General features: G+C 71.9%; 15 protein-coding genes. 4 read left to right on the top strand and 11 right to left on the bottom strand.

Annotated elements, in window-relative coordinates:
• Positions 1-92: 92 nt before the first annotated feature.
• Positions 93-827 carry a TetR/AcrR family transcriptional regulator gene (locus ACFY1J_RS22240; protein WP_390710804.1) on the top strand — a complete coding sequence of 245 codons (735 nt, stop codon included), beginning with the start codon at positions 93-95 and terminating at the stop codon, positions 825-827.
• Between the two features lie 28 nt (positions 828-855).
• Here ACFY1J_RS22240 and ACFY1J_RS22235 read toward each other — a convergent pair whose 3' ends face one another.
• Positions 856-1,755: a LysR family transcriptional regulator ArgP gene (locus tag ACFY1J_RS22235; protein ID WP_390710805.1), complete on the bottom strand. Its 900-nt coding sequence runs from the start codon at positions 1,753-1,755 to the stop codon at positions 856-858.
• 90 nt (positions 1,756-1,845) lie between these two features.
• Between ACFY1J_RS22235 and ACFY1J_RS22230 the strand changes: the two genes are divergently transcribed.
• Both ACFY1J_RS22230 and ACFY1J_RS22225 read left to right on the top strand, forming a co-directional pair.
• Positions 1,846-2,460 (top strand): LysE/ArgO family amino acid transporter, encoded by a 615-nt coding sequence (locus ACFY1J_RS22230; RefSeq protein ID WP_390710806.1) that lies wholly within the window; start codon positions 1,846-1,848, stop codon positions 2,458-2,460.
• Positions 2,461-2,583: 123 nt separating this feature from the next.
• Positions 2,584-3,891 (top strand): MFS transporter, encoded by a 1,308-nt coding sequence (locus ACFY1J_RS22225; RefSeq protein ID WP_390710807.1) that lies wholly within the window; start codon positions 2,584-2,586, stop codon positions 3,889-3,891.
• Between the two features lie 4 nt (positions 3,892-3,895).
• Here the strand turns inward: ACFY1J_RS22225 and ACFY1J_RS22220 are convergent, their stop codons facing one another.
• From ACFY1J_RS22220 to ACFY1J_RS22205, 4 genes are all read right to left on the bottom strand, one after another.
• Complete coding sequence (locus tag ACFY1J_RS22220) at positions 3,896-4,351, bottom strand: cyclic nucleotide-binding domain-containing protein (RefSeq protein ID WP_390710808.1); 456 nt, start codon at positions 4,349-4,351, stop codon at positions 3,896-3,898.
• A 272-nt stretch (positions 4,352-4,623) separates the two neighbouring features.
• Positions 4,624-4,848 (bottom strand): hypothetical protein, encoded by a 225-nt coding sequence (locus ACFY1J_RS22215; RefSeq protein WP_390710809.1) that lies wholly within the window; start codon positions 4,846-4,848, stop codon positions 4,624-4,626.
• 122 nt (positions 4,849-4,970) lie between these two features.
• Positions 4,971-7,223 carry an FUSC family protein gene (locus tag ACFY1J_RS22210; RefSeq protein ID WP_390710810.1) on the bottom strand — a complete coding sequence of 751 codons (2,253 nt, stop codon included), beginning with the start codon at positions 7,221-7,223 and terminating at the stop codon, positions 4,971-4,973.
• A gap of 125 nt (positions 7,224-7,348) precedes the next feature.
• Positions 7,349-8,728, bottom strand: a complete 1,380-nt coding sequence (locus tag ACFY1J_RS22205) for an NAD(P)/FAD-dependent oxidoreductase (RefSeq protein ID WP_390731740.1) — start codon at positions 8,726-8,728, stop codon at positions 7,349-7,351.
• Positions 8,729-9,043: 315 nt separating this feature from the next.
• Here ACFY1J_RS22205 and ACFY1J_RS22200 point away from each other — a divergent pair, with 315 nt between their 5' ends.
• On the top strand, positions 9,044-9,865 hold the full coding sequence (locus ACFY1J_RS22200) for a methyltransferase domain-containing protein (protein WP_390731739.1): 822 nt from the start codon (positions 9,044-9,046) through the stop codon (positions 9,863-9,865).
• 49 nt (positions 9,866-9,914) lie between these two features.
• Here ACFY1J_RS22200 and ACFY1J_RS22195 read toward each other — a convergent pair whose 3' ends face one another.
• The 6 genes from ACFY1J_RS22195 to treS form a co-directional block, all read right to left on the bottom strand.
• Complete coding sequence (locus ACFY1J_RS22195) at positions 9,915-10,349, bottom strand: ATP-binding protein (protein ID WP_390731738.1); 435 nt, start codon at positions 10,347-10,349, stop codon at positions 9,915-9,917.
• A gap of 84 nt (positions 10,350-10,433) precedes the next feature.
• Positions 10,434-12,338 carry an AMP-dependent synthetase/ligase gene (locus tag ACFY1J_RS22190; RefSeq protein WP_390731737.1) on the bottom strand — a complete coding sequence of 635 codons (1,905 nt, stop codon included), beginning with the start codon at positions 12,336-12,338 and terminating at the stop codon, positions 10,434-10,436.
• A 171-nt stretch (positions 12,339-12,509) separates the two neighbouring features.
• The gene (locus tag ACFY1J_RS22185; RefSeq protein ID WP_390731736.1) at positions 12,510-12,716 is read right to left on the bottom strand and encodes a hypothetical protein; all 207 of its coding nucleotides are present in this window, start codon (positions 12,714-12,716) and stop codon (positions 12,510-12,512) included.
• 81 nt (positions 12,717-12,797) lie between these two features.
• Positions 12,798-15,008 carry a 1,4-alpha-glucan branching enzyme gene (gene glgB, locus ACFY1J_RS22180; RefSeq protein ID WP_390731735.1) on the bottom strand — a complete coding sequence of 737 codons (2,211 nt, stop codon included), beginning with the start codon at positions 15,006-15,008 and terminating at the stop codon, positions 12,798-12,800.
• Between the two features lie 4 nt (positions 15,009-15,012).
• Positions 15,013-16,377, bottom strand: coding sequence for a maltokinase (locus ACFY1J_RS22175; protein ID WP_390731734.1), 1,365 nt, complete (start codon positions 16,375-16,377; stop codon positions 15,013-15,015).
• Between the two features lie 31 nt (positions 16,378-16,408).
• On the bottom strand, positions 16,409-17,902 hold a 1,494-nt coding region (gene treS, locus ACFY1J_RS22170; RefSeq protein WP_390731733.1), incomplete at its 5' end, for a maltose alpha-D-glucosyltransferase.

The raw sequence follows: 17,902 nt of genomic DNA, 5'->3' as shown, positions 1-17,902 counted from the left end.
GAAGACAGGCGCGCCCTGGGCCGAGATACAACGCCCCGGGCTCACGTAAGGTCAATGGCGTTGGCATAAGAGCGCGCACGGGAGGGTGGAGCATGCCGAAACCGGTGGTGCCCGAGGAGAAGCGGCGTCGGCGCCGGCCGACCAGGAGCGGCACCGTGCTCTCCGAGCGGCTGATCGTCGAGACCGCGCTGCGCATGCTGCGCGAACACGGCAGCGCAGGGCTCACCGCGCGCCGCCTGGGCCTGGCCCTCGACTGCGACCCGAGCACGCTGTACCGCTACTTCCGCGGTATGGACGACCTGACCCTGGCCATCGGCGACGCGCTCATCGGGCAGGCGCTGCGCGGCTGGGAGCCCACGGGGCAGTGGCGGGCGGACCTGCGGGCGATCGGGCTGCGCATCCACGCGGCGTATGTCGCGCACCCGCAGGCGGCCCTGCTCACCACGAACCGGGTCACCGGCCGCGCGCATGAACTGGCCGCCGACGAGGCCGTCCTGGACGTGCTGCGCACGGCCGGCTTCCCGCTGCCGGAGACGGTGCGCGTCTACCACGCCTTCATCGACCAGACGCTGGCCTTCGCCGCCCTCGACGCCGCGTCCCTGGCCCTGCCGAGCGCCTCCCAGCGCGCCGACGACGACAAGTGGAACTCGACCTACGCGCGTCTGCCGCGCGCCACCCACCCCCGCATCGCCGAGGCGGCCCCGCTCCTCGCCGCCCGCATGCCCACCAGCGCCTATCCGACCGCCCTGGACATGCTCCTGGACAGCGCGGCCGACACCCTGACGGCCGGTACGGGGCCGGAGCCGGCCGAGACGGGGAGCCGATAGCCGCGAAGCCCGGTTCGTCGTGCGGTGGCTACCCGTGCAGTGTCTGCGCCGCCGTGGCCACCACCGCCTCGGCCAGCGCCGCCAGCGCGGGGGAGTCGAGCTTCCACTGCTGCCAGAACAGCGGGACGTCGACCCACCGCCGCGGCGCGAGACGGACGAGGCGGCCGGTGCGCAGCAGCGGATCGGCCTGGGCCTCGGGCACCATGCCCCAGCCGAGGCCCGCGGCCACGGCCTGGGCGAAGCCCTCCGACGTCGGAACGTAGTGCCGCAGCGCGCTCGCCGCTGCCCGGCCCTGCGACAGCGTGCGCACGAAGCCGTCCTGGAAGTCGTCGCGCCGGTCGAAGACCACCACAGGCGCCCCGGTGAGCGCGTCCCGCAGCGGCCCGCCCAGCTGCGCCGCGGCGAAGGCCGGGCTCGCCACCGGGAGGTAGCGCATCCGGCCCAGGGCACGCACCGAGCAGCCCGGAACGGGGTCGGGCGACGAGGTGACCGCCGCCATCACCAGCCCCTCGCGCAGCAGCGCCGCCGTGTGGTCCTCGTCCTCGCGGCGCAGCTCGAAACAGAGCCGCGGCTCCTGCGGCAGGAGTGTCAGGGCCCCGAGGAACCAGGTCGCCAGTGAGTCCGCGTTCACCGCGACCGACACCCGCGTCGGCTCCCCGGCACCGCTCATACCGAGTTCGCCGCGCGCGTCCCGCTCCAGCCGGGCCAGCTGCCGGGCGAACCGCACCAGCACCTCCCCGGACTCCGTCGGCCGCACCGGCTTCGTGCGCCGGAGCAGCACCCGGCCCGTGCGCTGTTCCAGCGCCTTCACCCGCTGACTGACCGCCGACGGCGTCACATGCAGCGCCGCGGCCGCCGCGTCGAACGTGCCCTCGTCCACCACCGCCAGCAGCGTCCGCACCTGGTCGAGGGGGAGCTCCGACATCATGTGCGCCCTCACTTCGTCATGACGAGCGCTAATGGTACGTAAAAATCTTTAGCTGTACGCGCGGTGATCCCCTTGCCTAGCGTCAAGGGCATGTCCAACGCACTGACCGCCGCGGCCGCCGGATTCGGCACCGGCCTCTCCCTCATCGTCGCCATCGGCGCCCAGAACGCGTTCGTCCTGCGCCAGGGGGTACGCCGTGACGCGGTCCTCGCCGTCGTCGGGATCTGCGCCCTGTCCGACGCCCTGCTCATCGCGCTGGGCGTCGGCGGCGTCGGCGCCATCGTGGTGGCGTGGCCGGGAGCGCTGACCGCGGTCGGGCTGATCGGCGGCGCCTTCCTGCTCTGCTACGGCGCCCTCGCCGCCCGCCGCGTCCTCAGGCCCGGGACCGGACTGAGCACGCAGGGCGAGGCGGCGGGCTCCCGCAGGCGGGCGGTGCTCACCTGTCTGGCGATGACCTGGCTCAATCCGCACGTCTACCTGGACACCGTGTTCCTGCTCGGCTCCCTCGCCGCCGACCGGGGCGCCCTGCGCTGGACCTTCGGCCTCGGCGCGGCGCTCGCCAGCCTGTGCTGGTTCGCCGCCCTGGGCTTCGGCGCCCGGCTGCTCGGCCGCTTCCTCGCCGGCCCGACGGCCTGGCGCGTCCTGGACGGACTGGTCGCCGCGACGATGATCGGTCTCGGTGCGGTGCTCGTCGCCGGATCGTGAGACAGGGGTCGTGCGCCGCCGGATCGTGAGACAAGGCGGTTCGGCAGGCGCGGGAGTTGCTGCGATAGTGAGGCTCGCAATCGAAAGATGTAGTGAGCAACCACAGCGAGCAACGGGAAGCCCGTGGACACGAGCGAGAGCACAGGCAGCGGCGCCGAAGCGCGGTCCGACACGCCCGCGGCGCCGGCCCCGCCCCGGCACGGCTGGCGCCGCTGGGCGATGGACACCCGCCCCCTGCGCCGCCCCGCCTACCGCCGGCTGTGGTCCTCGACCATCGTCACCGCCGTCGGCAGCCAGCTCACCGCCGTCGCCGTACCCAAGCAGATCTACGACATCACGCACTCCTCGGCCTGGGTCGGCTACGCGTCCCTCGCCGGTCTCGTGCCGATGGTGGTGTTCGCGCTGTGGGGCGGGGCGGTCGCCGACACCGTGGACCGCCGCAAGCTGCTGCTGGTCACCAACAGCGGGATAGCCGTGACCTCGCTGCTGTTCTGGGCACAGGCCGCGACCGGGCTGGACTCGGTCCTCGCGCTGATGGTCCTGCTCGCCATGCAGCAGGCGTTCTTCGGCCTCAACTCACCGGCCCGCAACGCCTCCATCGCCCGGCTGGTGCCCGCGCACGAACTGCCCGCCGCGGGCGCTCTCGGCTCGACCGTCATGCAGACCGGGCTGGTGGCCGGGCCCCTGCTGGCCGGTGCGCTGATCCCGGTCATCGGCCTGCCCGAGCTGTATCTGATCGACGCCCTGGCCCTGTGCGTCACGGTCTGGGCCGTCGCACGGCTCCCCGCGCTGCCGCCGCCGGGGCGGGCGGTGGCCCGGCGCGCCGGGTGGCGGGAGATCGCGGCGGGCTTTCGCTACATCTCGCTGCACAAGGTGCTGCTGCTGTCCTTCCTCGCCGACATCGTCGCCATGGTCCTCGGCATGCCTCGTGCCCTCTTCCCGCAGCTGGCCGCCGAGACGTACGCGTCGTACGGCGAGGGGCTCGCGCTCGGTGTGCTGTTCGCCGGGATCCCCGTCGGGGCGGTGATCGGCGGACTGTTCTCCGGCACGTTCTCCCGGGCGAGGCGGCACGGCCGGATGGTGATCGGATCGGTGGTGGGCTGGGGCGTGGCCGTCGCCGGGTTCGGGCTGAGCCGGAACCTGTGGGTCGCCCTGGCGTTCCTGGCCGCCGCCGGGGTCGCCGACATGGTCTCCATGGTCTTCCGTGGGGCGATCCTGCTGTCCGCGGCCACCGACGAGATGCGCGGCCGTATGCAGGGCGTGTTCACGGTCGTCGTGGCGGGCGGCCCGCGCCTGGCCGACGTGCTGCACGGCACGGCGGGCTCGGCCTTCGGCCCGCGGGCCGCCGTCGCGGGCGGCGGCCTGCTGGTCGTCGTCGTCATGCTGGGCCTGGCCGCCGCCGTGCCGGCACTGCGCCGCTACCGCGTCTGAGGCCCTACAGCGGCCCGCGCCGGCGCAGCGTGTACTGGTCCATCAGCTTGCCGCGGGTCATCTCCAGCCGGTGGGCGAGGATCTCGGCGACGGTCCGCACCAGCGACAGCCCGAGCAGCGGGTCCTCCACGGACAGGCCCAGTACCGCCGCCGCGTCGAACTCGTAGGCGCGCACCGGACTGAAGGCCACCGCGCCGAAGTCCCACTGGTACGGCGGGAACAGCCACGACCAGCCGAGGAGGTCGCCGGCGCCGAGGGTGGCCACGGTCACGCGTTGGTGGGAGGTCACCTCCTGATCGAGGTTGACCGCGCCCGAGCGGATCACCCAGAAGCGGTCGGCGGTGCCACCCGCCTCGAAGATCCGGGTGTCCTCCGGGAAGGAGACCTCCTGTGCCAGCTCCATCAGACGCTCGCGCTGCACTTGCGGAAGGGCGGTCAGCAGTTTTATCGCTTTGGTCATCGCGCAGGGCTCCTCGCCGGCGGGGGTTTCCGGTGTTATCCCTGCACCCATTTCAGCCGCTGCCGCCGCGCTGAGCACCTCGGCGGAGTGGAGAACCTCTGGATTCGGTCCTCGGGGCATTAAAAAGCCCTGGCTGGACGGGGGAAGCCAGCCAGGGCCGTAAGCGGTGACACAGGGAGGACGGTCGCGGTCGACTCCGAGGCCACGTATGTATGAAAGGTAAACCATCTAGGGTGGCTCCGCGTAGTTGAGAGCGGGTCACGTGACCGGTTTCACTTCTTGCCGTCGCCGTGCCGCCCCGGCACGGCGATCTCGTCCAGCACACGGAACACGGCCTCGTACGCCCAGGCCCGCGCGGACGCCTCCCGGGCTCCTTCCGGATCGGTCGCGCTCAGCTTCTCCGCCCGGGCCCGCCAGACCCGCTCCTCGTCCGCCGCGCAGTCCCGTCCGCGCTGGATGCGCCGCAACAGCTCGCTCGAATCCACGACGTCGGTCATACCGTCCCCATACCCCGAAACGACGCCCCGATCGGACCGTTCACGGGTTTGGCGGCGCCCGGAGAGGTCAGTCGGAGGAGCCGGCACCGACGCGCCGCCGCGAACGAGTTCCCGCTCGCCCGTCATGGCGTGCGAGGTTCGAGTGGGGCTCGCAGGGGGCGGGCCAGGCCCATCACCGCCTCGTCCAGGCGTTGCAGATGGCGCAGTACCCGGTCGGTCACGCGGTCGTAGTGCGGGGTCGCGAGGGTGCCGGGCTTGAGCAGGGAGGCGATGCTGGGGCCGGTCTCGACCCTGGACTCGGCGTGCGGGTCGGCGACGTGCTCGGCGATCGCCTCGATGTTGTGCACGATCCGCTGCCCCACCCCGCGCAGCCGGGGATCCGCGGCGATCGAGGGGTATGCGGGCAGCAGTTCGGCGGTGGCCGCCAGGGAACGCGCGTGATACGCACAGGTCTCCAGGAGGGCCACGACATAGCGGGCCGTGTTCCGGCGCGACCGCTGCGGTGCGATGGGGTGGGTCAGCGGCTGGGTGGAGGCGCGCAGATCGGCCAGCACCTGGTCCAGCTCGCGCGCCCGGTCGAGCAGATCGGCCGGTGGCCCGCCGCTCAACTGGTCGACCGCGGCCCGGGTGACGTCGGCCAGCCGGTTCAGCACGCCGGCCAGGAGTTCGTTCGTACGGCGGTCGGTGTGCACCGGCAGGACCACCGCAGCCGCGAAGACCCCGCACGCCGCGCCCAGCACCGTCTCCTCCACGCGCAGCACCAGGACCGACGTGCTGTAGGTGTTGAGCAGCGTGTACAGCAGCCCCAGCATCGCCGTCACGAAGAACGACATCAGCGTGTAGGAGAGCGGTGCCGTGTAGAACATCGCGAAGATGAGCAGCAGCACCAGCCCGAACGCCGTCCATGTGTGGTGCCCGACCAGTCCCGCCAGTCCGATGCCGGCGACGACGCCGAACACGGTGCCGAGCACCCGGCGATAGCCCTTGACCAGGATCTCCCCGGTGGACGCGGTGTTGATGAACACGATCCAGCAGGTCAGCACCGCCCAGTACCAGCGATTGCCGGACAGCAGCTCGCCGCCCACCATGGCGAGCGCCGATCCGACCGCCACCTGCACGGCCGCCCGTGTGGTCGGCCGCAGCCGGCCGATGGGCTGTTCCTCCTCCCGCTCGTCCTCCTCCTCCTCGCCGCCGATCGCCGCGTCCTCCGCGTCCAGTTCCTCGCGCGAGCGGGCCGTCGCGGGGGTGTCGGCGGACTCGTCCTGCGGTCCGTCGAGGGCGATCCGCAGTCCCAGCACCGCCCGCGCGGCCTCGCCGATGCCCCGGAAGACGTCCTGCACGGCGGACGGGGCAGCGGGCAGGTTCTCCTCCTCCCGGTAGCCGAGCAGCCGGTTCCGCAGCCGCGAGAGCCCGGTCCCCGTGTCCTTACCGACGGGCCGCAGCACCAGCAGCCGCAGCGCCTCCAGCGCGCGGCGCAGCTCGGCGGCCCACTCGTCGCGCACCGGCAGCTCACCTCCGAAGGGGAGGGGCGCGCCCGGCAGATGCAGCGTGAGCGTGTCCGCACGCTCGGCGCTGCGCGCGGTCAGCAGCATCAGCCCGAGCCGCTCGGCGGCGATCTCGGCGTCCGCGATCCGGCGCTGGAGCAGCCGCGCCACCGCCTCGTCGGAGGTCCCGTCCTCCAGCCGGCCCTGGATCAACAGGGCCGTCTCGTGCAGCCGGGCCGTCCTGACCCGGACCACCTCCAGGGCCTTGTCCACGTCCTCCGGGCCGGCGTCGAGCAACTCGATCTGGGCCTCGACGAGTTGGGCGAGCCGGGCGCGGAAGGCCCGCCGCAGCCGGTCGAGGGTGCCCGCGGGCGTCTGCCGTACGAGGACGAACCGGGCGAGGGCGCTGCACACGAACGCCACGACGATCGCGCCGTACAGACCCGGCAGCGTCGGCACGGTCGCGTGCACGAACAGCGAGAGGAAGTAGATCTGGAAGCCGATCAGCCCGAGCGCCGTACCGCGGTCCCCGTACCGGCGGCCGTAGACGGCGCAGAAGATGAGCGCGACGAAGAACAGGTCGCCGGCCACGACGTGCGCGCTGAGCAGCGCGCCCAGCGACACCGATACCAGGGCCACCGGCAGCCCCAGGGCGAGGGTGACGGCCTGCCGGCCCCGCTGCTTCTCCCGGATGGCGAAGGTGGCGACCATCGCGGCCATGGCGGCGGCCACCAGATGGGTCACGTCGGCCCCCGTCACGGCCAGAACGGCCAGCGACAGGGTGATGGCGAGGACGGTCCGCAGACCCGCCGCGAGCCGCAGCAGACCGGGATCGGACGCCGCGAGCCGGTCCCGCAGCTCCGCCCGCACCGACCGTCCCGCAGTCCTCACGCCGCCGCGCTCTCTCCCGTGTCACGTCGTGATCCCGCACCCAGCATGGCACGGTCCGGCCCTGGCCACCGGGGACGGCCACCGGCCGGGAGCGCGACCGGCCGGCGGCTGACGGGGTGCGCGGGTCAGCTCGACGGGCCGTTGCCGCCGCGGCCCTCCACATACGCCCGTACCTGTGCGGGCGTCATATAGGCGTCGGTGTGCTCGAAGTCCTTGAGCCTCATGGCCTTGCGGGCCTGGAACCCAGTGCGCACGAAATCGTCGCCCGCGACCGCGTTGAGCAGCCAGTTGGTCATGACGCGGGTCTTGGCGACGTTGGTGCGCAGCGCCGACCAGTGGTAGCCGCGGGCGACGACCTGGGCGGGCAGGCCGCGCAGTTCGATGCCCAGCGGCTTGGACACCGCGTCCGTGCCGCCGAGGTCGACGACGAGCCCGAGGTCCCGGTGCTCGTACGGGCGCAGCGGCTGGTTGCGCAGCGTCGCGATGACGTTGTCGGCGACCCTCTTGCCCTGCCGCATGGCGTGCTGCGCGGTGGGCGGGCAGATCGCGCCCTCCTCCTTGGCCCTGTCCGGCACGGCGGCGGCGTCGCCGAGCGCGAACACGCCGTCGTGGCCCGGGAGCGCCATATGGGTGTCGACCGCGAGCCGCCCCCGCACGGTCTCCGCGCCGAGCGTGGCGATCAGCGGGCTGGCGACCACACCGGCCGTCCAGATCAGGGTGCGGGTGGGCACCACCCGGCCGTCGGTGAAGGTGACCTCCTCGGGGCCCGCCTTCGCGATGGAGACGCCCAGCGAGACGTCGATGCCGCGGCGGCGCAGGATCTCCTGGGCGCTGCGGCCGAGCTTGTCGCCCAGCTCGGGCATCAGCTTCGGCGCGATGTCGATCAGATGCCACTTGAACAGGCCGGGGTCCAGCCGCGGGTAGCGCTTGACGGCCGCGTGCGTCAGCCGCTGCAGACAGGCGGCGGTCTCGGTGCCGGCATAACCGCCGCCGACCACCACGAACTGCAGCCGCGAGGCGCGCTCGGCCGGGTCGTGACTGGCGTCGGCGAGGTCCAGCTGGGAGATGACGTGGTCGCGGATGTAGGCGGCCTCCGCGAGGGTCTTCATGCCGAAGGCGTGCTCGGTCAGGCCGGGGATGTCGAAGGTGCGGGTGACACTGCCCGGCGCCAGCACGATGTAGTCGTACGACACGTTCACGGTCTCGTCCGTTATCGTGCGGACGACGCAGACCTTGGACTTCAGGTCCACGCCGATGGCACCGCCCGGGATGATCCGGGTGCGGTACTTCTTGCTCCGGCGCAGCGACACGGCGATCGACTGGGGCGTGAGCACGCCGGAGGCGACCTGGGGCAGCAGGGGCAGATAGAGCTGGAAGGCGGACGGCGTCACCAGGGTGACGTCGGCCTCGTCCGGGGCGAGTTTCCGTTCCAGGCGGCGCACACACTCCACACCGGCGAAGCCTGCGCCAACCACCAGGATCCTGGGTCGTGTCACGTCGTTCATCCCTTTCTGCGGCTCCAGGCGGTCCGACTCGACGCCGTTCGCCTGCCCCGGATCGCCGGTTCGCACCACATCGATCCCACCGCGCCCCGAGCCGTAGTGCCACTCGGGTGCGGCAGGCAGACGAAAGCGTGGGCACCAGCATGCGCCTCCCGCGGCCCCGGGCAACCCGTGTGACGCACGGAGATGCGCTGTACTGCTGTGCCTGCGGCAGTCCGAGGGTTCCCGGGCCGGGGCGCGCGCCGGTCGCGGCGGGCTCGAACCCGGCGTCCGGAAAAGGCTCCTGGACCGCGACCCGCGCGCCGTAGAGTGCGCGGCATGGCGCAGACACGGCCCGGTTCGGGCTTCCAGACGCGGAACATCGACGCACGGAACCCCGAAGCGGCGGCCCATCTGATCGGCGCCCTGGACGTCCAGGACGCCAACCCCGGAGTACGACGACTGCGCGCCTGGGCCCATGAGGCGCTCGCGCCCAAGGACGGCGAGCGGACGCTGGACGTGGGTTGCGGGACCGGCTCATGGACACGGGAGCTGGCGGCCGCCGTCGGCCCCCAGGGCTCGGCCCTCGGCGTCGAACCGAACCCCGCGCTGCGCGCGGTCGCCGAGGAACGCGCGGTCGGCAGCGGGGCGCGCTTCACGGACGGCGACGCCCTCGCGCTGCCCCTGCCCGACGCCTCGGTGGACATCGTGTGGTGCGAACGCGTGCTCCAGCATCTCGCCGAACCGGACCGGGCCGTCGCCGAGATGGCCCGGGTGCTGCGCCCGGGCGGCCGTGTCGCGCTGCTCGACACCGACTGGGCGACCACCGTCCTGCACCCCGGCGACCCGGAGATCCTGCGGGCACTGACCTCGGGCGCCCTCACCAGCGCGGCCAACCCCTACTCGGGGCGCCGCCTCGTCGGTCAGCTGACCGCGGCCGGACTCGTGGTCGACGACCGCGGCTCCCAGGCGCTTCTCCAGGACCACCGGTCCGTCGCCTGGCCGCTCATCCGCATGCTGGGCAAGTCGGCGGTGCACCGCGGACTGCTGACCGAGGCCCAGTGCGACACCGCGTACACCGGTCTTGCCGAGGCCGCCGAGCGGGGCGCGCTGCACATGTCCGTGACGATGTTCGGCGTGGTCGCCCATCGCCCGGGCTGACCGCGACGACCGTGCGGGAACGTTCCGCCACCGGAGAAGAAAAGATCCGTCACCAGGGAAGAAAGGCGTGCACGTCCTTGCCGGTCTCCGTGACGACCACGCTGACCTGCTCGCACAGCGTGTGAATGAGGTGCCAGCCGATACCGCCCCCGCCCCTGCTGGGCCGGAACGGACGCGGCTCCGGCCGGGTGGTGCTGGTGTCGTGCATCGTGATGTGCACGCCGTCGAACGTGCGGCGCATCCGCAGCTCGAAGGGGCCCGGGGCGTACTGGACGACGTTGGCGGCCAGTTCCGTGACGACCAGCAGGATGTCGTCCCAGTACTCCGGAGTCGCCGGCGGCGAACTGCGTGCGAGGACGCCGAGGAACTCCTCCGCGGCGAGTCGTGTACCCGTCACGTTCCGCAGATCGCCCGGGAAGGAGAACGTACGCTCGAACGTCTCCTCGGAGGGCGGTGTGTCGTCCCGGCGCGGCCCGATCGGCATCTCGTCTTCCTCAGTCCCGGGGGAGCAGGACTACTGTCGGTGCTCATCCGTCCCACGATGCGAGTTCCCAGGGACGGCGGCTCCTCACCGGAACACGTCGTCCGAGTCGTCCCAGTCGGCCGGCTCCTCCAGCGCGGGCCGGTGCGCGGCGCGGGTCCGGACCTGGTACATCGCGTCGATCTCGGCCGCGTAGTGCCGCACGATGGCGTCCCGGCGCAGCTTCAGCGAGGGCGTCAGCAGTCCGTTGGCCGGGTCGAACGGCGTGGGCAGCACCCGGTACACCCGGATGGACTCGGAGCGTGACACCGCGCTGTTGGCCGCCGCGATGGCCCGCGCGATCTCCTCCCGCAGCGCGTTGTCCTCCCGTGTCTGCCGGCCGGGCGTGTCGGGCTGCAGCGCCAGGGCCGTGCGCCAGTGCGCCAGATACTCCGGGTCCAGGGTGATCAGGGCCCCCACACAGGGCCGGGCGTCGCCGACCACCACCGCCTGGTGGACGAGCGGATGCATCCGCAGCCGCTGCTCCAGCGGCGCCGGGGCCACGCTCTTGCCGCTGCTGGTGACGATGACGTCCTTCTTGCGGCCCGTGATCGTCAGATAACCCTCGGAGTCGAGCCGCCCGATGTCCCCGGTCGCCAGCCAGCCGCCGCGCAGCGCGGCCCGCGTGGCCGGCTCGTCGTTGACGTAGCCCTGGAACACCGACGGGCCGCGCACCAGGAGCTCGCCGTCGTCGGCGATCCGGATCTCCGTGCCCGGCAGTGCCTGCCCCACGGTCCCTGACTTCTCTCTGCCCAGCGGCTGCATGGTGATGCCGCCGCTGGCCTCGGTGAGCCCGTAGCCGTCGTTCACATAGATGCCGATGCCCTCGTAGAACAGGGACAGTTCACGGTTGAGCGAGCAGCCGCCGGAGGTGGCCCGGACCACCCGGCCGCCCAGCACGCCACGCAGTCTTCGGTACACCGTCCGCTCGAACAGGGCGTGTTGCAGCCGCAGGTCGAACCCGGGGCCCGACCCCGTGCCCAGGCGCCGGCGCTCCTCGGCCTCGGCGAAGTCCCGCGCCGTCTCCGCGGCCCGCTCGAACAGGGCACCGCGGCCGGACTGCTGGGCGGTGCGCAGGAACGTCTTGTAGAGCTTCTCGAACAGCGACGGCACGGCGTAGAAGTACGTCGGCCGGAAGGTGCGCAGGGCCGAGGCCAGTGCCGCCTCGGTCAGCTCCGGCTCGTGGCCCATCAGCACCCCGCCGCGTATGCACATCACCTGGATCATCAGCCCGTACACGTGCGAGAAGGGCAGGAAGGCCAGGACGGACGGCTGCTGTCCCGGGGGCGCCCCCGTGTGCCCCCAGCCCGCGAACAGGATGTCGCACGGATGCGCCAGGCTGCGATGGGTCAGCGCGCAGCCCATCGGACGGCCCGATGTGCCCGAGGTGTAGGCGATGGCCGCGGTCGAGTCCGGCAGCACGATCCGGCGCAGCGACTCCACCGTGGTCAGCGGGATGAACTGGCCCCGCTCCGTCAGATGGGCCAGCGCCCCCGAGTCCAACTGCCAGACGTGCCGCAGCTGGGGCAGGCCCGCGCACACGGTGCCGATCGTCATGACGCCCTGCTCGTCCTCCACCACGACGGCCACGCACTCGGCGTCCCGGAGGATCCACTCGACCTGCTCCCGGGACGACGCCGGATTGATCGGCACGACCTCCGCGCCGACCGCCCACAGGGCGTGCGCGAGCACCGTCCACTCGTACCGCGTCCGGGACATGACGGCCACCCGGTGGCCCGGCGATATCCCGCAGGCCACCAACCCCTTGGCCAGATCGACCACTTCGTCCCGCAGCTCGACCGCCGTCACCTCCTCCCAGGTGGCGGAGGCACTGTCCGGGCGGCGCGCGAGCACCGGCAAAGTGGGGGTGCGGACCGCCTTGTCGAAGACGCTGTCGGCGAGCCCGCCGGTCAGGGCCGGAACCGCCGCCGGAGCGAGGGCGAAGTCGCGCATGCGCTGCTCCCGGGATGTACGGAGGGTGACATTGCCGATCAGTACCGTGGTCGGCGGTGCTCGAATGTATCCGAGGCGACGCCGTTTGGCGCCTGGAACGGTCAAGTCGTCGCCGACTGATGATCCAGACGTGTCCGAGGGCGTCCCGCACGACGCCACTCACGACGCCACTCACGACCCTCCCGGCAGTGTGCGCCACACGCACTCGGTGACGACGTCCCGCAAACTCCCGGTCCACTCCAGCGCCTTGCGCTGCACCGATGCACCGATGCGCCGTTGCCCCGGCGCCTCGGACGCCGCCCGCACACGCTCGTTGTCACCGCTGTCGGCGAGCGGGTCCGCAATGTGCTCCACCAGGTCGCGCAGCACCGGGCTCACGCTCTGCTCCGCCGGCTTTGCGCCGGCCCGTCAGTCGCGTGCCGCCGTCTCCATGCGCGCGTCCACGATCGATCCGTTCGGTCATTCCTGAACCGGGTGCGGGGCCAGCCACACCGTGGCGAGGGGCGGCAGGGTCACTCGGAGCGCGCCCTCGTCCGGCACGAGCGGTCCGCGGTGGGTGATGTCGCCGCCGCCGTAGCGCGCGCTGTCGGTGTTGAGGATCTCCTGCCAGGCGGGGACGTCCCCGGGCACGCCGAGGCAGTAGTCGTGGCGGACGACCGGGGAGAAGTTGGACACGGCCAGCAACGGCGTTCCCCGCCCGTCGAACCTGAGGAAGGCGAAGACGTTGTCGTCCGCTGCGTCGCCGACGACCCAGCGGAAGCCCGCCGGGTCGGTGTCCCGCTGCCACAGGGCGGGGTGGGCGCGGTAGCCGGCGTTGAGGTCGCGAACCAGGTCCTGTACCCCGCGGTGGTCCGCCTCCGCCTCGTACGCCGGGTCCAGCAGCCACCACTCGGGGCCGTGGGCCTCGGACCATTCGGCACCCTGGGCGAACTCCTGCCCCATGAAGAGCAGTTGCTTGCCGGGGTGGGCCCACATGAAGCCCAGGTACGCACGGTGGTTGGCGCGCCGCTGCCACCAGTCGCCCGGCATCTTGGAGACCAGGGCCTGCTTGCCGTGGACGACCTCGTCGTGGGAGATGGGCAGGACGTAGTTCTCGCTGTAGGCGTACACCATCGAGAAGGTCATCTCGTTGTGGTGGTACTTGCGGTGCACCGGCTCGTGCTGGATGTACTCCAGCGAGTCGTGCATCCAGCCCATGTTCCACTTCAGCCCGAAGCCCAGACCCCCGCTGTCCGTCGGCCGCGTCACCCCCTCCCACGCGGTCGACTCCTCGGCGATGGTCAGCACGCCCGGCGCCCGGCGGTACACGGTCGCGTTCATCTCCTGCAGGAACGCCACCGCGTCCAGGTCCTCCCGCCCGCCGAACACATTGGGCGTCCACTGGCCGGAGTCGCGCGAGTAGTCGAGGTAGAGCATGGAGGCGACCGCGTCGACGCGCAGCCCGTCGATGTGGAACTCCTCGCACCAGTACACGGCGTTGGCGACCAGGAAGTTGCGCACCTCGATGCGCCCGAAGTCGAACTCGTACGTCCCCCAGTCCGGATGCTCGGCCCGCCGCGCGTCCCCGGGCTCGTACAGCGGATCCCCGTCGAAGCGTGCCAGTGCCCAGTCGTCCTTGGGGAAGTGCGCGGGCACCCAGTCCATGATCACGCCGATGCCGGCCCGGTGGAGGGCGTCGACCAGGTACTTGAAGTCGTCCGGGGTGCCCAGCCGGGACGTGGGCGCGTAGTAGGACGTGACCTGGTAGCCCCAGGAGGGGCCGAAGGGGTGCTCGGCGACCGGCATCAGCTCGACGTGGGTGAAGCCGAGGTCCTTGACGTACGCGGGGAGTTGAACGGCGAGCTGACGGTACGTCAGGCCGGGGCGCCAGGAAGGGAGGTGGATCTCGTACACCGAGAACGGTGCCTCGTGCACCGGAGTGTCCGCACGGTGTGCCATCCACACCGCGTCGCCCCACTCGTAGTGCGAGGCCGTGACGACGGAAGCGGTGTCGGGCGGTACCTCCGTGCGCCGCGCCATCGGGTCGGCCTTGAGGAACCGGTCGCCGTAGCGCGACGTGATCTCGAACTTGTACCGGGTGCCCTCGCCGATGCCCGGCAGGAACAGCTCCCAGACGCCGGACGAGCCGAGCGAACGCATCGGGTACTGGGTGCCGTCCCACCAGGTGAAGTCCCCGGCGACCCGCACCCCTTGGGCGTTCGGCGCCCACACGGTGAAGCGGGTGCCGGTCACGCCCTGGTGCGTCATCGGCTCGGCGCCCAGCGCCTGCCACAGCTGCTCGTGCCGGCCCTCGCCGATCAGATGCAGATCGAGCTCGCCGAGAGCGGGGAGGAAACGATAGGGGTCGTCCACCTCCTGCTCGCCGTCCTCGTACTCCACCAGCAGGGTGTACGACGGAACCGTGCCGTACGGCAGTACGGCGGCGAAGAGGCCGTCCCCCTCGGAGACGAGGCCGCTGCGCGTCCCGTCGATCACGACGCTCACCGCGCGGGCGAACGGGCGCAGCGCCCGGAACACGGTCCCACCCGGGACCGGGTGGGCGCCCAGCAGGGCGTGCGGATCGTGGTGGGAGCCCGACAGCAGCCGCTCACGGTCCGTGGGGTCCAGCGGTACGGCCGTGGGCGGGAGCGGGCCCGAGTGCTCGGGGAGCGAAGTGTCGCGCAGTGCCATGAGGTCAGCCTCCCCGTACGGCGAGCCGCTCGATCGCGGCCATGGGAACCGGAAGCCAGTCCGGGCGGTGCCGGGCCTCGTACAGCACCTCGTACACCGCCCTGTCCGTCTCGTGGGCACGCAGCAGGGCGTGCTTCTTGCGTGGATCCCACCCGGCCCGGGCGGCATAGCCCGCGCAGAACGCCTCCCGGCAGCGGCGGGCCCACTCCGGGCGCCAGGGGCGGCGCTGCCGGGCCGCGTAGTCGAAGGAGCGCAGCATGCCGGCTATGTCCCGCAGCGGGGACTGGGCGCTGCGCCGCTCGGTGAGCGGGCGGGACGGTTCGCCCTCGAAGTCGATGACGAACCACTCGGGGCCGGTCCGCAGCACCTGCCCGAGGTGCAGGTCGCCGTGTATTCGCTGCGCGGGCGGCCCGGTGTCGCAGGTGGCGAGCGCGCCGAACGCGGTGCGCAGCCCCGGGACGAACGGCCGCAGCGCGGGCACGCAGTGCACGGCGGCCTCCAGCCGGGCCGTCATCGCCTCCGCCGTACGCTCGTTCTCGCCCGGGACGACCGACGGGAAGGCCGTGGCCAGCGCCAGGTGCACCTCGGCCGTGGCCCGCCCCAGCTCGTGCGCCGCCGTGGTGAAGTCGTCGCCCGTGGCGAGTGCGCGCAGGGCGAGTGTCCAGCCGTCGTCGGCGCCGGGCAGGAAGGGCTGGAGCACGCCGAGTGTCGCGGGCCACGGCTGGGTGGTCCGGAACCAGGCCACCGGCGCGGGCACGCGCGTGCAGCCCTGTGCGGCCAGCGCCCCCGACACCTCCAGGTCGGGGTTGACGCCCGGCTGGATGCGCCGGAAGACCTTCAGGATGTACGCGTCGCCGTACACCAGCGAGGAGTTGGACTGCTCGGCGTCCAGCAGACGCGGCACGAGTGCGCCGGGCACCCGTACGGCCGGGTCCGCCTCGAAGCGCAGCGGGCCCGCCGTGCCGGGCTGCCGCAGCCGCTCCAGGAGCAGCTTTGCCGAGCGCGGGTCGTGCAGGGCGTCGTACACCGCCAGACCCGCCAGCGGACCCTCGTCGGGCCGGCCGATGTAGGCCCGGCCCAGGCGCGGCGTTGGATGCTGCTGCACGCCGAGCAGCAGCTGGTAGCAGTCGCCGGCCCAGGGCGTGCCCACGGGGGCGGGGACCCCGCCCTGTCCGGCCTGCACCAGCAGGTGCAGACAGCCCGGGAACAGCTCGGTCATGGACAGCAGGGAGAGCTCCGTGACGGGCCGGTCCTTGCCCGCGAACCAGCGCTGCCCGGGCAGCCATTCGCGCAGCAGTCCGGTCAGCGAGGCCCTGGGCCGGTCGGAACCGGTCCGGTGCCTCGGCCGGACGGAAACGGTCTTCGTCATGGTGAAGCCTCCTTTCCTCGGTGCCGCGCGCTCAGCGTCGTCGGCCGATGCGGGATGCGACTCGGGAGAGCCGGAACCAGTAGAAGCCGTGGCCCGCGAGGGTGAGCAGATAGGGCAGTTCACCGATGGCGGGGAAGCGGACCCCGCCGATGAGCTCGACGGGATGTCGTCCGTCGTAGACCCGCAGATCGAGTTCGGTCGGCTGTGCGAAGCGGGAGAAGTTGTGCACGCACAGGACCAGGTCGTCCTCGTGCTCGCGCAGGAACGCCAGGACCGCGGGGTTGGAGGACTGGAGTTCGGTGTAGGAGCCGAGTCCGAAGGCGGGGTTCTGTTTGCGGATCTCGATCATGCGGCGGGTCCAGTGCAGGAGGCTGGACGGGGAGGACATGGAGGCCTCGACGTTGGTGACCTGGTAGCCGTAGACCGGGTCCATGATGGTGGGGAGGTAGAGGCGGCCGGGGTCGCTGGAGGAGAAGCCGGCGTTGCGGTCGGGGGTCCATTGCATGGGGGTGCGGACGGCGTCGCGGTCGCCGAGCCAGATGTTGTCGCCCATGCCGATCTCGTCGCCGTAGTAGAGGATCGGGGAGCCGGGCAGGGAGAGCAGCAGGGCGGTGAAGAGTTCGATCTGGTTGCGGTCGTTGTCGAGGAGGGGGGCGAGGCGGCGGCGGATGCCGATGTTGGCGCGCATGCGGGGGTCCTTGGCGTATTCGGCCCACATGTAGTCGCGCTCCTCGTCGGTGACCATCTCCAGGGTGAGTTCGTCGTGGTTGCGCAGGAAGATGCCCCATTGGCAGCCGGCGGGGATGGCGGGGGTCTTGGCGAGGATCTCGGAGACGGGGTAGCGGGACTCGCGGCGCACGGCCATGAAGATGCGGGGCATGACCGGGAAGTGGAAGGCCATGTGGCACTCGTCGCCGCCGCTCGGGAAGTCGCCGAAGTAGTCGACCACGTCCTCCGGCCACTGGTTCGCCTCCGCCAGCAGGACGGTGTCCGGGTACATCGCGTCGATCTCGCGCCGGACGCGCCTGAGGAACTCATGGGTGGCCGGCAGGTTCTCGCAGTTGGTGCCCTCGGCCGCGTAGAGATAGGGCACCGCGTCCAGCCGGTAGCCGTCGATGCCGAGGTCCAGCCAGAAGCGGAGGGCCGCCAGGATCTCCTCCTGGACCGCCGGGTTCTCGTAGTTGAGGTCCGGCTGGTGGGAGAAGAAGCGGTGGAAGTAGTACTGGCCGCGGACGGGATCGAAGGTCCAGTTGGAGGCCTCCGTGTCGACGAAGATGATCCGCGCGTCGGGGTACTGCTTGTCGTCGTCGGCCCACATGTAGTAGTCGCCGTAGGGGCCGTCGGGATTCTTGCGGGACTCCTGGAACCACGGGTGCTGGTCGCTGGTGTGGTTCACGACGAAGTCGATGATGACGCGCATGCCCCGCTGATGGGCGGCGTCCACGAACTCCACGAAGTCGGCGAGGTCACCGAACTCCGGCAGCACCGCCGTGTAGTCCGAGACGTCGTAACCGCCGTCGCGGAG

It is taken from the genome of Streptomyces sp. NPDC001406, from assembly GCF_042895285.1.
Lineage (GTDB): Bacteria > Actinomycetota > Actinomycetes > Streptomycetales > Streptomycetaceae > Streptomyces.
The sequence above is the reverse complement of the archived record's forward strand: the minus strand, read 5'-3'. Positions and strand labels throughout refer to the sequence as shown.

Excerpts from the sequence above, each read along its gene's own strand:
- ACFY1J_RS22240 (WP_390710804.1), top strand. The coding sequence starts at position 93 with ATGCCGAAACCGGTGGTGCCCGAGGAGAAGCGGCGTCGGCGCCGGCCG.
- ACFY1J_RS22235 (WP_390710805.1), bottom strand. The coding sequence starts at position 1,755 with ATGATGTCGGAGCTCCCCCTCGACCAGGTGCGGACGCTGCTGGCGGTG.
- ACFY1J_RS22230 (WP_390710806.1), top strand. The coding sequence starts at position 1,846 with ATGTCCAACGCACTGACCGCCGCGGCCGCCGGATTCGGCACCGGCCTC.
- ACFY1J_RS22220 (WP_390710808.1), bottom strand. The coding sequence starts at position 4,351 with ATGACCAAAGCGATAAAACTGCTGACCGCCCTTCCGCAAGTGCAGCGC.
- ACFY1J_RS22215 (WP_390710809.1), bottom strand. The coding sequence starts at position 4,848 with ATGACCGACGTCGTGGATTCGAGCGAGCTGTTGCGGCGCATCCAGCGC.
- ACFY1J_RS22205 (WP_390731740.1), bottom strand. The coding sequence starts at position 8,728 with ATGAACGACGTGACACGACCCAGGATCCTGGTGGTTGGCGCAGGCTTC.
- ACFY1J_RS22200 (WP_390731739.1), top strand. The coding sequence starts at position 9,044 with ATGGCGCAGACACGGCCCGGTTCGGGCTTCCAGACGCGGAACATCGAC.
- ACFY1J_RS22195 (WP_390731738.1), bottom strand. The coding sequence starts at position 10,349 with ATGCCGATCGGGCCGCGCCGGGACGACACACCGCCCTCCGAGGAGACG.
- ACFY1J_RS22190 (WP_390731737.1), bottom strand. The coding sequence starts at position 12,338 with ATGCGCGACTTCGCCCTCGCTCCGGCGGCGGTTCCGGCCCTGACCGGC.
- glgB (WP_390731735.1), bottom strand. The coding sequence starts at position 15,008 with ATGGCACTGCGCGACACTTCGCTCCCCGAGCACTCGGGCCCGCTCCCG.
- ACFY1J_RS22175 (WP_390731734.1), bottom strand. The coding sequence starts at position 16,377 with ATGACGAAGACCGTTTCCGTCCGGCCGAGGCACCGGACCGGTTCCGAC.